Source organism: Pseudomonas mendocina (assembly GCF_900636545.1).
Taxonomy (GTDB): Bacteria; Pseudomonadota; Gammaproteobacteria; order Pseudomonadales; family Pseudomonadaceae; genus Aquipseudomonas; species Aquipseudomonas mendocina.
Window position 1 is genome coordinate 2,393,691 of sequence record NZ_LR134290.1, and the last position, 14,210, is coordinate 2,407,900.

A 14,210-nucleotide genomic window follows, 5' to 3' on the forward strand; every position below is an offset into this window, starting at 1 on the left:
TCAGCCAAACCAGTGCTGCCAGACCAGGCGGGCGGTCAGCGCCAGTACCACGGTGATGAATACCGGACGAATGAATTTCGAGCCGCCCTTGATCGCGGTGCGTGCGCCGAGGAATGCGCCGACCATCAAGGCCGCGCCCATGCTCAGGCCGAGTACCCAGGCCACCTGGCCAAAGGCGATGAACACCGCAAGCGCTGCCGCGTTGCTGACGAAGTTCATGGTGCGCGCCACACCGCTGGCACGCACCAGGTCGAGCGGATACATCAGCAGGCTGCTGACCGTCCAGAATGCGCCGGTGCCAGGGCCGGCCACGCCATCGTAGAGCCCCAGTCCCAGCCCCTGTGGCCACTGCCGGCCACGGGCAATCGGCAGGTCGTGTTCGGCTGGCGCCTCCGGCATACGGCCGAACAACAGGTAAATGCCGCAGGCGAAGACGATCACCGGCAGCATCTGGTTGAGCCAGGCGGCCGGCATCCAGTGGGCGATGATGGCTCCCAGCAGGGCGCCAATCAGCGTCGCCAGCAGGGCATTGCGCCATTGTGCGGGGTTGAACAGCTTGCGCCGGTAGAAGGTCAGGGCAGCGGTACCCGAACCGAAGGTGGCGCAGAGCTTGTTGGTGCCCAGCACCAGGTGCGGCGGCAAGCCGGCGGTCAGCAAAGCCGGAATGGTCAGCAGGCCGCCTCCACCGGCAATGGCGTCGATGAAGCCGGCGATGAAGGCGACCAGGGCGAGAATGGCTAGGGTACTGGGGTCAATGGCGAGCTCGAGGGCGAAAGGCATATCAAAGTGTCGACTTGTGGGCGAGTGCGCAGCCTGTTGGCTGTTCGTCGTGGGGAGAGCTGCGCATAATGCCGGGATTTCGTCAGAGAAGGAACGCAATCGATGCAATACGACGGGTTGGCCTGGGCCGTGGCGCTGTTGGCCGTGTTGGCGCTGCTGGTGGCATTGCGCATTCTGCTCAATACGGGCTGGTTCCTCGGTTGGTTGCGTGGCACCTGTGGTCTGGCATTTCTGGCCCTGGCCGGATTGGTCGGCCTGGTGGCGTACGACTTGTACGCCTACGAGCCGCTGCAGGCGGGCAAGCCACTGGTCACGCTGAGTTTCAAGGCCGACGGTCCGCAGCGTTATCAGGTGACGCTGCTCGAAGGTAGTCGTGAGCGCACGGTCACGCTCGAGGGCGACATGTGGCAACTCGATGGCCGTTTGATTCGCTGGAAGGGTTTGGCCGGACTGATCGGTCTTGAGCCGGGTTATCGCCTGGAGCGCCTGTCCGGCCGCTTTCTTGCCATCGAGCAGCAGGCGCTGGCGCAACATGGCCGCGTGCAATTGGCCGAAAGCCCCTATGGCATCGACCTGTGGCGCTGGCTGCGCCTGAATCAGCGTGACTTGCTGCTGTTCGATCCGCAGGCGTTGCGCGTCACCTACCTGCCGATTGCCGCTGACGCGGTCTACAGCGTTAGCCTGACACCAACGGGTTTGCTTGCCGAGCCAATGAACTCAGCGGCGGAAGCTGCGCTGAAGGATTGGTAGCGGCCAGCAGGCAGGTAGATGTAGGGTGGGTTTTAGCCCACATCGAGAGTGATTGGTGGGCTGAAGCCCACCCTACAAAGCCGGTAGCGGCGGTGGGGGCGGCAGGACGGATGCCATCTTTGTCGCCGGCCTTAGGGGTAAAAAAGCTTCGCCGACCGGCCTGCTGGTCGAACCGATGAATCCGGCAACTGAGGCCGCATTCAAGAATTGGTAGTGGCGCAGGAAGCCTGTCGTCGTTGTAGGGTGCGCCTTGCGCACCGATAAGGACGAGTGAACTGGCGGTGCGCACGGCGCACCCTACAAAAAAGGCACCTACAAGGTGCCTTTGTCGTTCTGGCATCCGGCCTCAGGAAAGGAAGCCACCGTCCACGTTCAGGGCGACGCCAGTGGTATAGCTGGAGGCGTCGCTGGCCAGGTACAGCACGGCGCCGGCCATTTCGCTCGGGTCGGCTACGCGCTTGAGCGGAATGCGCTGCAGGGCGTGCTTGAGGATGGCGTCGTTCTTGGTCAGCGCCGAAGCGAACTTGGTGTCGGTCAGGCCCGGCAGCAGGGCGTTGCAGCGAATGCCGAACTGCGCGCATTCCTTGGCGAAGACCTTGGTCATGCTGATCACGGCGGCCTTGGTCACCGAGTAGATGCCCTGGAACTCCCCCGGAGAGACGCCATTGATCGAGGCGACGTTGATGATCGAGCCGCCACCGTTTTCCTTCATCAGCTTGCCGCCTTCGATGGACATGAAGTAGTAGCCACGGATGTTCACGTCGACGGTTTTCTGGAAAGCGCCCAGGTCGGTGTCCAGCACGTTGCAGAACTGCGGGTTGGTGGCGGCGTTGTTGACCAGGATGTCGAGGCGGCCGAACTGCTCGCGGATCTGCGCGAAGACGCTCTGGATCTGCTCCATCTCGCCAATGTGGCAGGCGATGGCAGTGGCCTTGCCGCCGTCGGCAATGATGGCGTCAGCCACGGCCTGGCAGCCGTCGATCTTGCGGCTGGAAACGATCACGTGAGCGCCTTGCTGCGCCAGTAGCTTGGCGATGGCTTCGCCGATGCCGCGGCTGGCGCCGGAGACGAAGGCGATCTTGCCGTCGAGGTCGAACAGTTGGGTCTTGGACATTGTGATTACCCCGGGGTTAGAGAGTGGATTTGCCGATGACCTGCAGGCACATCTGCTCCAGCAGCTTGTTCATGTGAATGAACTGGGCGAAGCGCTTGTCCTGGGTCTGGCCATGGTAGAAGCGGTAGTAGATCTGCTGCACGATGCCGGCCAGGCGGAACAGGCCGTAGGTGTAGTAGAAGTCGAAACTGTTGATCGCGATGCCGGCCTTTTCGGCGTAGTAGTTGACGAACTGCTGACGCGTGAGCATGCCTGGCGCGTTGCTCGGCTGGCGGCGCATCAACTGCACTGGTGCCGGGTCGCCGGCTTCGATCCAATAGGCGAGGGTGTTGCCCAGATCCATCAGCGGATCGCCGATGGTGGTCATCTCCCAGTCGAGCACGCCGATGATCTGCATCGGGTTGTTCGGGTCGAGGATCACGTTGTCGAAGCGGTAGTCGTTGTGCACGATGCCTGGCTTGTGGTGGTCGGCCGGCATCTTGTCGTTGAGCCAGGCTTTGACCGGTTCCCAGGTCGGTGCGTCCGGTGTCAGCGCCTTCTCGTAGCGGTCGCTCCAGCCCTTGATCTGGCGCGCGACATAACCCTCGGGCTTGCCCAGGTCACCCAGGCCGCAGGCGTCGTAGTCGACGTTGTGCAACTCCACCAGCTTGTCGATGAAGCTCTTGCACAGCGCTGTGGTCTGCTCGGCGCTGAAGTTCAGTTCGGCCGGCATTTCCGAGCGTAGGATGATGCCCTTGACCCGCTCCATCACGTAGAACTCAGCACCGATCACCGATTCATCGGTGCAGTGCACGTAGGCCTTGGGGCAATAGGGAAAGCCGGCATTGAGCTGATTGAGAATGCGGTACTCACGGCCCATGTCGTGAGCGGACTTGGCCTTGTGGCCGAATGGCGGGCGGCGCAGGACGAATTCCTGCTGCGGGTATTCGATCAGATAGGTCAGGTTGGATGCGCCACCGGGAAACTGGCTGATTCTCGCTTCGCCGCTCAGGCCCGGGATATTGGCTTTCAGGTAGGCATCGATGACGCCAGCGTCGAGTTCTTCGCCCGTGCGGATGCGGGTGGATTGGTCAGTGAGCGCCATGCTTATCCCTTCTACTTATGATAGGTGCCCTAGATAATTGGCTAATCTAATGCTGCACCCGAGCTGTCACAAGCAATACGCGCCGTTATAGGCGGGCGTGTTGCACCTCGATCAAACTGCCTGATCAGTCATCTTCGACCTGAACCTTCGCTTGTGCGCAGGCAATAAAAAATTTCAGGAGAAATTTTTAACGTCGCGCAGCGACGGCCCGAAGGGTTGCCGCCATGGATGGCAGGCAATAAAAAACCGGAGTGCCAGGACTCCGGTTTTCGTGTCTTGCGCTCGGTTCGCCGATCAGACCGGGAACAGTTCGCCCAGCTTCATCGCCAGCATCATGTCGCCTTCAGCGCGCAGCTTGCCAGCCATGAAGGCCTGCATGCCGTCGGTTTCGCCGCTGACGATGCCCTTGAGGGTTTCGCTGTCCATGATCAGGGTCACGTTGGCGTTCGGGTTGTCGCCTTGCTCGAGGGCGCAGGTGCCGTCCTTGACGATCAGCGCGTAGTTCTCGCCATCTTCGATGTTGAACTGGAACACCAGGTCCAGGCCGGCAGCGGCGCTGGCGTTGAACTTGGATTGCATGGTTTGGGCGATGTCAGCAACACTCATGGTCTTATCCTTTTTCTCGGTTTTTTCGCGCAGCCTCGCGGCCGCAGTGGGCTGGAGCTCATCGGTAGGTAATGAGCTCCGGCGCCTTCAGCAGCTGTAGATGCACATGGCTGTTGAAGGAAGCCAGACTCACCTCACGGCCACGGAATTTCAGCTGGCTGAGCGAGGTATTGACGATTTGCCAATTCAGTTCGAAGGCCTTTGCCGAAGGCACTCCGGTGATCAGGTGTAGCAGGGCGGTGATGGTGCCGCCGGAGGTGAATACGGCAACGTTCTGTTTGCTGCCTGCGTGTTGGAGGATGCGCTGCAGACCACCTTCGACCTGCTCGATGTAGGCTTGCCAGCTTTGCAGGCCGGGTTTGTCATGCTCACCGGAAATCCAGCGATGGATCAGCTTGGCGAACAGGCGCTGGAACTCGGCGCGATTCTGCGCGCCATTGCGCAGGATATGCAGCGCTTCGGGTTCTTCCGGCAGCAGGTCTGGCAGCAGCGTGCGAATCACCGCGTCGGCATCGAATTCGTTGAAGGCCTCGTCGATATCCAGCGCAGGCGCATTGCTCATGCGTTGCAGCGCCGCATTGGCCGTGTGCTGCTGACGGCGCAGGCTGCCGCTGACGCAGCGATCGAGGGTGATGCCGAGTTGCTCGAGATGTTCGCCCAGCACTTCGGCCTGGCGCACGCCTACGGGAGACAGGACATCATAGTCGTCTGCACCGAATGAGGCCTGGCCATGTCGAATCAGATAGATGCTGCCCACGTCCGTATCGATCTCGGTACGTTGAATGTTTCGCGAGGTTATGAGGAAGCTCAGGGGCTGTCAACGAAAAAACATACGCTTGTTTGAATTGCTCGTGTGGCTGTTCCGCAGCACTGACGCGCTTGGCCGGTAAGGCGCTGCGCCGGTATGCTTGAGCCTTTGAGCGCGCAAGCGCCGCTGTATTGCCCAAGGGGGATGCGTGGAGTTTCTTAGCGAGTACGCCAGCTTTCTGGCGAAAACCCTGACCCTGGTGGTCGCCATCGTCGTGGTACTGGTGGCCATCGCTGCCACTCGCGGTCGAGGCCGGCGCGCAGGCGGCCAGCTGCAGGTACAGAAGCTCAATGATTTCTACAAGGACCTGCGCGAGCGTCTGGAGCAGAGCGTGCTGTCCAAGGACCAGCTCAAAGCTTCGCGCAAGGCCGAGGTCAAGGCCGCCAAGCAGGAGAAGAAGGCACCTCCGAGCAAACCGCGCGTGTTCGTGCTGGATTTCGATGGTGACATCAAGGCGTCGGCGACTGACAACCTGCGCCATGAAGTGACCGCGCTGCTGTCGATGGCCAAGGCCGAGGATGAAGTGGTGCTGCGCCTGGAAAGCGGTGGTGGCATGGTGCACAGCTATGGCCTGGCCTCTTCGCAGTTGGTGCGCATCCGCGACGCTGGCATTCCGCTGACCGTGTGCGTTGACAAGGTAGCCGCCAGCGGCGGTTACATGATGGCTTGCATCGGCCAGAAGATTCTCAGCGCGCCGTTCGCCATTCTCGGCTCCATCGGTGTTGTGGCGCAGTTGCCCAACGTGCATCGCTTGCTGAAGAAGCACGAGATCGACTTTGAAGTGCTGACAGCTGGTGAATACAAGCGCACCCTGACCGTGTTCGGCGAAAACACCGAAAAGGGCCGGGAGAAATTCCAGGAAGACCTGGAAACCACTCACGAGCTGTTCAAGGGCTTCGTCGCCCGGTACCGCCCGCAGCTGGATATCGACGCCATCGCCACCGGCGAAGTCTGGCTGGGCATGGCGGCGCAGGAGCGTTTGCTGGTAGACGAGCTCAAGACCAGTGATCAGTACCTGGCTGAGCGCGCCGCCGAAGCTGAACTGTTCCACCTGCATTTCGCTCAGAAAAAGAGTCTGCAGGAACGCGTCGGGCTGGCTGCGAGCATGGCTTTGGACCGTTTCGTGCTGACCTGGCTGAGTCGACTCAACCAGCAGCGCTTCTGGTAACACTTCGTTCAGGATGGGCTGTGCGGCCGGCTTGCGTCGCGCAGCAAACCACGACAAGAGGAGAGGGTGATGACCGAGTTCAAGGCCTTGCTGGTCAGTGAAGGCACCGATGGCAGCTTCCAGAGTGAAGTCGTCCAGCGCAACGTCGAGCAACTGCCGCAAGGCGAACTGCTGATCCGCGTGCGCTATTCCTCGCTCAATTACAAGGACGCGCTGTCCGCCAGTGGCAATCGTGGAGTGACCAAGGCCTATCCGCATACGCCCGGCATCGACGCAGCGGGCGTGGTCGAGGCCTCCAGCGTGGCGGAGTTCGCCGTCGGTGACGAGGTCATCGTCACCGGCTATGACCTGGGCATGAATACCGCCGGCGGCTTCGGTCAGTACATCCGCGTGCCGGCGGCCTGGGCGATCAAGCGCCCGCAGGGGCTGCCGCTGCGTGAGGCGATGATCCTCGGTACTGCCGGCCTGACCGCCGCACTGTGCGTGGACAAGCTGGAGCAGGCGGGTGTCACGCCCGAGGCCGGTACCGTATTGGTCACCGGTGCCACGGGTGGTGTCGGCAGCATTGCGGTCGTACTGCTCAAACAGCTCGGTTATCGTGTGGCCGCAGCCACCGGCAAGGCTGAGCAGGCCGAGTTTCTGCGTGGCCTGGGGGCCGACGAGATCGTAAGCCGTGAAGAGCTGCAGCAGGGCAGCGAGCGTCCGATGCTCAAGGAGCGCTGGGCGGCTGCGGTGGATACGGTGGGCGGCGATATCCTGTTCAACGTGGTCAAGTCGCTGCGCCACAGCGGCAGCGTGGCCTGCTGCGGGCTGACCGCCGGCGTCAGCTTCCAGGCTAGCGTACTGCCGTTCATCCTGCGGGGGGTCAACCTGCTGGGCGTGGACTCGGTGGAGTTGCCGCTGGTGGTCAAGGCTTCGATGTGGGACAAGCTGTCGCTACAGTGGAAGCTTGATCTTTCGGCGCTTTGCCGGGAAGTCGAGTTGGCAGAATTGCCCGAGGCCATCGACCGCATACTGGCTGGCGGCATGGTTGGCCGGATACTGGTGCGACTCGATTGAATGGGTAAACGAGGCCCGTCGATGACGGGCCTCGTGCTTTCAGGTCCTGCTCACATACATGGTGATCTCGGCGCGGAATACCGCCTTATCACCGACGTAGGCCATCACCGGTACCTTGATGTCGCCGGTCTTTCCCCAATCCACCTCGCTGCCATCGGCCACCGTGCGGATATCGCCGTCGGCCTTTGCCAGATATTCCACCGTCATTCCCCTGGGAATCCAGCGGCAATCGCCGGGGATCGAGGCGTCGGTCATGCTGCCGGCGGCGAGTTCGGCGGCGTTGCACAAAGCGATAGCGTGCACCGTACCGATGTGATTCAGCACCTCACGGCGTTTGGCAAAATGCACCTCGGCATAGCCTGGGCGCAGTTCGATCATCTGCGGTGCGATGCTAGCGAAATAAGGGGCGACTTGACCGATCATCGTACTGAAATGGCTAGCACCTGCCTGTTGGAACATCTGCAACATCTGACTCATGACTCTCTCCTGCGTGTTGGCAATTGAAGATGAGCGCGCGCCGAGGCAGTATAAGAGCATTAGAAATTTATTCTAGAAAAATATTCTAGTCGTGAGAGCCACATGTCCCGTCCATCACGCAAAGACCAGATTCTGCACGCCGCGCTGGCGTGCTTTACCGAGCACGGTGTTGATGCCACTACCATCGAGATGATCCGTGACCGTTCTGGTGCGAGCATCGGCAGTCTGTATCACCACTTCGGCAACAAGGAGCGGATCATCGCCGCGCTCTATCTGGGCGGCACTGCACAATACGCCGAGCTGCTGCAGCGCGGATTCGTCAGCGCGACCAGCGCCGAGGCCTGCGTCAAGTTGCTGGTGACCAGCTACATCGATTGGGTGGTGGCCAATCCGGATTGGGCGCGTTTCATCCTGCACAGTCGAAGCCGGGTCGAAGCAGGGGAGATGGGTGATGCCCTGCGCGAAGCCAATCGACAGCACTTCGCGCAGATTCTCACGGCGCTCGCCAAGTACCGCCAGCAGGGGCTGTTCAAGGCGCTGCCGGATGACTGTTTCGCCTCTGTGGTGATAGGCCCGACGCATGACCTGGCGCGCAACTGGCTGGCCGGCCGCACCCAGAGCGAACTGGGCGAGTGCCGTGAGCTACTGGCGCAGATCGCCTGGGACAGCGTGAAGAGCAGCGGCTAGTCGAAGCGATAGATATCCATGCCCAGTGCGCCGTAGGTGAAGCCGCTGTGCACCACGGAAAAAGCACCGCCAGCACCACGCGCGAAGAACAGGGGCAGAAGGTGTTCTTCACTTGGGTGATTACGCACGGCGTCCGGTGCCAGGCGACGATAGTGATGCAAGGCCTGTTCATCATCCGCTCCAAGCTTTTCCACTACCCAGTCGCGAAACTCCTTGGCCCAGGGCGTGATGACCTCCGGACCGGCGCGCCAGCTCAGTTCACCCAGGTTATGCGTAATACTGCCGGAGCCGATCAGCAGGATGCCTTGCTCGCGTAGGCTGGCCAGCGCCCGGCCTACCCGCGTCTGCAACTCAGGGCCTTCACGGCTTGGCAGTGACAGCTGGACTACGGGGATGTCGGCTTGCGGATACATCAGCGACAACGGTACCCAAGCGCCATGATCGAAGGGGCGCTGCGCGTCTAGCTCGGTTGCCAAACCGGCCTCATTCAATTGCTGGGCAATCTCGCCAGCCAAGGCCGGAGCGCCTGGGGCAGGGTATTGCACGGCGTAAAGCGGCGCCGGGAAGCCGCCAAAGTCGTGCCAGGTCTGCGGTTGTTCACCTGCGGTCAGCAGCAACTGGCGACTTTCCCAGTGGGCCGACACTACCACTATGGCTTTGGGGCTCGGCAATTCGGCGGCCAGTTTGGCCAGCGCTGGACCGCTGGCGCCGGGCTCCAACGCCAGCATGGGCGAACCATGGGAAATGAACAGACTGGGCAGCATGAGGACCTCCAGAGATTTGTATACATTCTCCCCGAGGCGGCCATGGATGAATAATGAGGTTTTTCAGCGATACCAATCGATTGGTTAGATGTTTAGCGCAGGTTGTCGCCGAAGGCGGTTTCTATGTTGATGCCCAGGCTGAGTACGCCGAGCAGCCGCCCATCCTCCGGATCGTGAATAGGCGCTGAGACCTTGCTCTGAAAGCTCTGGGTCGAACCGTCGTATTCGATATTGCCAATATGCACCTGGCCGGGCGCCAAACGTTGCGCCTGTTGAAAGTCATCCTCGTCGGCCTGCCAGTAATCGCTGGTGATCTCGCTGATCGCGACCAGCTGGCCAGATTGGTCGCTGAGGAATATCTCGTTGAACAGTGGCTGGTGCTGACGCGTGATGTTGGCCAGCAGCTGTGACGCCGGAGCCTGCAGCAGGCGGCGGATCAGTGGTTTCTCCTCGAACAGGCGTTCGCGCTGCCATTGGCGGTCCAGCTCGCGGATACGCTCGATGCTGGTGTTGCGTGTTGCGGCCTGGCGCAGGGCGTTGAGCAGCTCATCATGGTAAGCCCAGCGCCTCAGATGCTGGGCAGTCAACTGGCGCAGATAGTGCGCCTCCGCGTCGGTGAGCGTACTGCCTCTGGGCGCGCAGTGTTCCACCTGGCGGTTGAAGGCGTTAAGAAAGTCGGGGTGTTGCTGCAGGAAGTCGTGAGAAAAATACACTCCTAATGGTGAATAGCGTACGAAGCGCTGCTGTAAGTCCGGCTGTTTCGGTTGCTGGGAGAGGGCGCTGCGCATGACATTGTCATCGGCCAGAAACAGGTCGATTCGCCCGCGCTGGAGCAGTTCGATCAGTTGCTCCAGGCGCGGGACCTTTTGCGCAACCGTGATGCCGCGCGCCTCCAGCCAGGTCATGCTGTTGCTGCCCAGAACGCTGCCGATGCGCAGGTCGCGTTCCCATATGGGTTTGTTGAGGATTTGCGGTTCCAAGGCGTACCAGTACCATTTTTCCATCAGAAGGGGCGCGGAAAGCTGCGCATAGCCATCGACCTGGGTATCTGGTGCGGAGCTGAAGAAACCATCAGCGATGCGGCGGCTGACGTTCTGCCGGGCTCGGCTCAGGGAAGTGAGCTGGATTTGATAAGGCTGATGCAGCCGGCTGAAGATGCATTGGAGTACAGTGACCGAGCTGCCGCTGAGTTCGCCGTCGACCACCACCTGGTAAGGGTCTTCGAGGCTGGTATCGAGGCGCACGGTCGGGTGGTCTTCGTCACTGGTCTGGGCCAGCGTGGCGATGAGCAACAGCAGGCAGGGAAACAGGTGGCGATCTGGCATGGAGTCACCTGGCGCACAGGATTGTTGATTTCAGTTTAGGTGAGGGGAGCGGGATGCACGCGACATTCTGGCAAGAGCGCTGGGCGCGCAGCCAAATTGGTTTTCATCAGGAAAAGGTCAACGGCTATCTGCGTCGCCACTGGTCCGCACTCGGGCTGGCGAACGGCTCGGCGGTGCTGGTACCGCTGTGCGGCAAGAGCCTCGATCTGGCCTGGCTGGCGGAGCAGGGGCACAGGGTGATCGGCGTCGAGCTGGCCGAGCGCGCCGTTCAGGATTTCTTTACCGAACGTGACGTGCAGCCGCAGGTATCGCAACGCGGTGCATTCAAGGTCTATCAGGCGGGGGAGTTGCAGATTCTTTGTGGCGATTTTTTCGCCCTGAGCCGCGAAGACGTCGCCGACTGCCAGGCCTTCTATGACCGTGCTGCGCTGATCGCCCTGCCGCCGGAAATGCGCGAACGTTATGTCGCGCATCTGCAGGCGATACTGCCGAGCAGCTGCCAGGGGCTGCTGGTGACGCTGGTCTATGACCAGCAGCGCATGGACGGTCCGCCGTTCTCGGTCGAGGACGCCGAAGTGCAGGGGCATTTCTCCGCCGGCTGGATGCTGCGCATGGTCGAGGAAGAGGACGTGCTGGCGGGTAATCCACGTTTCGCCGACAGCGGCCTTGCCGCAGTGGACGAGCGAGTCTTTCATCTGACGCGCCGTTAGCGGTGGCGGCAGACAATGAAAAAGGCGACCCGGAGGTCGCCTTTTTCGTGTGCTGACCTGGATCAGCCCAGGCGGCGCAGCGCCTCGATACGGTCTTCCAGCGGCGGGTGGGTCATCAGCAGGCCGGCCAGGCCGTTCTTCAGGCCGCCGTTGATGCCGAAGGCGGTCAGGCTGTCAGGCATCTGCACTGGTACGCCCTGTTCGGCACGCAGGCGCTGCAGCGCGGCGATCATCGCACCGGTACCCGCCAGGCGCGCACCGGCTTCATCGGCCTTGAACTCACGTTTGCGCGAGAACCACATGACGATGATGCTGGCCAGGATGCCCAGAACCAGTTCGGCGAAGATGGTTGCCACGAAGTAGCCGATGCCGTGGCCGTCTTCATTCTTCAGGATGGCCTTGTCGACGAAGTTGCCGAAGATGCGGGCGAAGAACATCACGAAGGTGTTCACCACGCCCTGGATCAGCGCCAGGGTGACCATGTCACCGTTGGCTACGTGGCCGATCTCGTGGGCCAGCACTGCGCGCACTTCATCGGGTGAGAAGCGCTCCAGCAGGCCCTGGCTGACGGCGACCAGTGCATCGTTCTTGTTCCAACCGGTGGCGAAGGCGTTGGATTCGTAGGCCGGGAAGATACCCACTTCCGGCATCTTGATGCCGGCATCGCGCGACAGCTCTTCGACGGTCTGCAACAGCCACTGTTCATGGCGGGTGCGCGGCTGAGTGATGATCTGGGTACCGGTGCTCATCTTCGCCATCCACTTGGACAGGAACAGCGACACCAGCGAGCCGGCGAAACCGAACACGGCGCAGAAGATCAGCAGGCTGCCATGGTTCTGGCCGGTAAACCGATCGACCCCCAGCAGCTTGAGGGTGATGCTGGCGATGATCAGCACCGCCAGGTTGGTGGCCAGGAACAACATAATGCGCATCATGGTGTGAACGGACTCCTCACGGGGAAAGACTTTTACTAATGCCGGCTATATAAGGGCGCCCCCCAGGGGCTTTCAACTGGCGACTATTTCAAACTATGTCGCCTGTAGCGCTGGGCTGGGCATCGAACAATAGACGGGTAAGCCGAGCGGTACGTTCCCCATGCTGGCGCGCCAGTGCTTCGCGCAACTGGAAGGCCAGGGTGGCATGTACGCGACGTACGCTGGGAGGCAGTGGTTCGCCCTCCGGTAGAGCATGAGGAATACTGCGGGAAAGGCGCATGAAGCCTTTTTCGCTGAGTACTGCTTGATCCAGTGCGTCGTAGGCAATGGTCGACTCGAAACGCAGGTAGCCTTCCTCGGCCAGCCACAACAATGCGCCCAGGCAGGCCTGGTGGCGCTTGCTGGGCAGGCCGAACTCGTCAGGCTCCTCGCGGCCTATCAGGTCTTCCACGTACAGCGCCATCTTGCGCGGGAAGGCCTGATAGAGCATGAGCAGGCCGCTGGCAGCGTCCTTGTAGAAGTCGTCTATCTGCAGATCCATGCCGGCCTACTGGCGGTAGGTCTTGAGGAAGTTGCCGATACGGCCGATGGCCTGCTCCAGATCGTCGACGCGGGGCAGGGTGACCACGCGGAAGTGATCCGGCCACGGCCAGTTGAAGGCGGTGCCCTGGACGATCAGCAGCTTCTCCGATAGCAGCAGGTCGAGGACGAACTTCTCGTCGTTGTGGATCGGGCAGACCTTCGGGTCGATTTTCGGGAAGGCGTACAGCGCGCCCATGGGCTTGACGCAGCTCACCCCGGGGATGTCGTTGAGCAGCTCCCAGGCGCGGTTGCGCTGCTCCAGCAGACGGCCGTTGGGCAGTACCAGGTCGTTGATGCTCTGGTAGCCGCCCAGGGCGGTCTGGATCGCGTGCTGGCTCGGCACGTTGGCGCACAGGCGCATGTTGGCGAGGATATCCAGGCCCTCGATGTAGCTCTGCGCCTTGTGCTTGGGCCCGGAGATGGCCACCCAGCCGGAGCGGAAGCCGGCCACGCGGTAGCTCTTGGACAGGCCGTTGAAGGTCAGGCAGAGCACGTCCGGTGCCAGCGAGGCGGTGCTGATGTGCACGGCTTCGTCGTAGAGGATCTTGTCGTAGATCTCGTCGGAGAAGATCACCAGGTTGTGCTGGCGCGCCAGTTCGACGATGTCCTGCAGGACTTGCCTGGAATATACCGCGCCGGTCGGGTTGTTCGGGTTGATCAGCACCAGCGCCTTGGTGTTCGGCGTGATCTTGGCGCGCATGTCGGCGATATCGGGGAACCAGCCGGCCTGCTCGTCGCACATATAGTGCACCGGCTTGCCACCGGACAGCGCCACCGCGGCGGTCCACAGCGGATAGTCGGGTGCCGGGATGAGCACTTCGTCACCGTTGTTGAGCAGCGCCTGCATGGCCATGACGATCAGCTCGGAGACGCCATTGCCGAGGTAGATGTCCTCGATGGTGACGCCTTCGACCTGCTTCTGCTGGTAGTACTGCATCACCGCCTTGCGTGCGCTGAACAGACCCTTGGAGTCGCTGTAGCCCTGCGCGGTGGGCAGGTTGCGGATGACGTCCTGGAGGATCTCTTCAGGGGCCTCGAAACCGAACGGCGCCGGATTGCCGATGTTCAACTTGAGGATGCGGTGGCCTTCCTCTTCCAGACGCTTGGCGTGCTTGAGCACCGGCCCGCGAATGTCGTAACAGACGTTGGCGAGCTTGTTCGATTTGCTGACCTGCATGTAAGGAATCCCGAGCTAAGGAAAACCCACTGAAGCACGCTGCAAAATTCTCCCGGCGGGGAATCTTGGCAGCCCGTAACGTGGGTGACAGACTGGGGTCGAATCATACGTGGCGACCTGGGCGCGGCAAAGGTGCCAGCCCTGCTTTTTTCTGGCCTGCCACGCGCCGCACACTCGTGTCGCG

General features: G+C 61.5%; 16 protein-coding genes. 5 read left to right on the forward strand and 11 right to left on the reverse strand.

What is annotated here, in order from left to right; translation table 11 throughout:
* Positions 1 to 780, reverse strand: coding sequence for a TSUP family transporter (locus EL191_RS11005; protein ID WP_041979518.1), 780 nt, complete (start codon positions 778 to 780; stop codon positions 1 to 3).
* A 102-nt stretch (positions 781 to 882) separates the two neighbouring features.
* Between EL191_RS11005 and EL191_RS11010 the strand changes: the two genes are divergently transcribed.
* Complete coding sequence (locus EL191_RS11010) at positions 883 to 1,530, forward strand: membrane protein (RefSeq protein ID WP_041979516.1); 648 nt, start codon at positions 883 to 885, stop codon at positions 1,528 to 1,530.
* A 346-nt stretch (positions 1,531 to 1,876) separates the two neighbouring features.
* Here EL191_RS11010 and EL191_RS11015 read toward each other — a convergent pair whose 3' ends face one another.
* The 4 genes from EL191_RS11015 to EL191_RS11030 form a co-directional block, all read right to left on the reverse strand.
* Positions 1,877 to 2,644, reverse strand: a complete 768-nt coding sequence (locus EL191_RS11015) for an SDR family oxidoreductase (RefSeq protein WP_041979515.1) — start codon at positions 2,642 to 2,644, stop codon at positions 1,877 to 1,879.
* A gap of 16 nt (positions 2,645 to 2,660) precedes the next feature.
* On the reverse strand, positions 2,661 to 3,728 hold the full coding sequence (locus EL191_RS11020) for a phosphotransferase family protein (protein ID WP_041979513.1): 1,068 nt from the start codon (positions 3,726 to 3,728) through the stop codon (positions 2,661 to 2,663).
* Between the two features lie 294 nt (positions 3,729 to 4,022).
* Positions 4,023 to 4,334 carry an SCP2 sterol-binding domain-containing protein gene (locus tag EL191_RS11025; protein ID WP_003459932.1) on the reverse strand — a complete coding sequence of 104 codons (312 nt, stop codon included), beginning with the start codon at positions 4,332 to 4,334 and terminating at the stop codon, positions 4,023 to 4,025.
* Positions 4,335 to 4,392: 58 nt separating this feature from the next.
* Positions 4,393 to 5,091, reverse strand: a complete 699-nt coding sequence (locus EL191_RS11030; RefSeq protein ID WP_041769432.1) for a histidine phosphatase family protein — start codon at positions 5,089 to 5,091, stop codon at positions 4,393 to 4,395.
* A 199-nt stretch (positions 5,092 to 5,290) separates the two neighbouring features.
* On the opposite strand from EL191_RS11030, the gene sohB reads away from it, so the two are divergent.
* Together sohB and EL191_RS11040 are read left to right on the forward strand one after the other, a co-directional pair.
* The gene (gene sohB / locus EL191_RS11035; RefSeq protein ID WP_041979511.1) at positions 5,291 to 6,310 is read left to right on the forward strand and encodes a protease SohB; all 1,020 of its coding nucleotides are present in this window, start codon (positions 5,291 to 5,293) and stop codon (positions 6,308 to 6,310) included.
* A 69-nt stretch (positions 6,311 to 6,379) separates the two neighbouring features.
* Positions 6,380 to 7,369: a YhdH/YhfP family quinone oxidoreductase gene (locus tag EL191_RS11040; RefSeq protein ID WP_041979509.1), complete on the forward strand. Its 990-nt coding sequence runs from the start codon at positions 6,380 to 6,382 to the stop codon at positions 7,367 to 7,369.
* A 39-nt stretch (positions 7,370 to 7,408) separates the two neighbouring features.
* On the opposite strand, the gene EL191_RS11045 is transcribed toward EL191_RS11040, so the two are convergent.
* Positions 7,409 to 7,846 carry a hotdog fold domain-containing protein gene (locus EL191_RS11045; protein WP_017360758.1) on the reverse strand — a complete coding sequence of 146 codons (438 nt, stop codon included), beginning with the start codon at positions 7,844 to 7,846 and terminating at the stop codon, positions 7,409 to 7,411.
* A 102-nt stretch (positions 7,847 to 7,948) separates the two neighbouring features.
* On the opposite strand from EL191_RS11045, the gene EL191_RS11050 reads away from it, so the two are divergent.
* Positions 7,949 to 8,533, forward strand: coding sequence for a TetR/AcrR family transcriptional regulator (locus tag EL191_RS11050; protein ID WP_017360759.1), 585 nt, complete (start codon positions 7,949 to 7,951; stop codon positions 8,531 to 8,533).
* On the opposite strand, the gene EL191_RS11055 is transcribed toward EL191_RS11050, so the two are convergent.
* Both EL191_RS11055 and EL191_RS11060 read right to left on the reverse strand, forming a co-directional pair.
* A complete protein-coding gene (locus tag EL191_RS11055) occupies positions 8,530 to 9,297 on the reverse strand; it encodes a DODA-type extradiol aromatic ring-opening family dioxygenase (protein ID WP_041979505.1) in 768 nt (255 codons plus the stop codon). The genes EL191_RS11050 and EL191_RS11055 overlap by 4 nt on opposite strands.
* Before the next feature lie 92 nt (positions 9,298 to 9,389).
* Positions 9,390 to 10,622 (reverse strand): transporter substrate-binding domain-containing protein, encoded by a 1,233-nt coding sequence (locus EL191_RS11060; protein ID WP_041979502.1) that lies wholly within the window; start codon positions 10,620 to 10,622, stop codon positions 9,390 to 9,392.
* A gap of 53 nt (positions 10,623 to 10,675) precedes the next feature.
* Between EL191_RS11060 and EL191_RS11065 the strand changes: the two genes are divergently transcribed.
* Complete coding sequence (locus tag EL191_RS11065) at positions 10,676 to 11,332, forward strand: thiopurine S-methyltransferase (RefSeq protein ID WP_041979500.1); 657 nt, start codon at positions 10,676 to 10,678, stop codon at positions 11,330 to 11,332.
* 62 nt (positions 11,333 to 11,394) lie between these two features.
* Here the strand turns inward: EL191_RS11065 and htpX are convergent, their stop codons facing one another.
* From htpX to EL191_RS11080, 3 genes are all read right to left on the reverse strand, one after another.
* The gene (htpX, locus tag EL191_RS11070; RefSeq protein WP_017360762.1) at positions 11,395 to 12,267 is read right to left on the reverse strand and encodes a protease HtpX; all 873 of its coding nucleotides are present in this window, start codon (positions 12,265 to 12,267) and stop codon (positions 11,395 to 11,397) included.
* Between the two features lie 88 nt (positions 12,268 to 12,355).
* Complete coding sequence (locus tag EL191_RS11075; protein WP_013715363.1) at positions 12,356 to 12,808, reverse strand: hypothetical protein; 453 nt, start codon at positions 12,806 to 12,808, stop codon at positions 12,356 to 12,358.
* 6 nt (positions 12,809 to 12,814) lie between these two features.
* Positions 12,815 to 14,026: a pyridoxal phosphate-dependent aminotransferase gene (locus EL191_RS11080; RefSeq protein WP_041979498.1), complete on the reverse strand. Its 1,212-nt coding sequence runs from the start codon at positions 14,024 to 14,026 to the stop codon at positions 12,815 to 12,817.
* Positions 14,027 to 14,210: the final 184 nt, after the last annotated feature.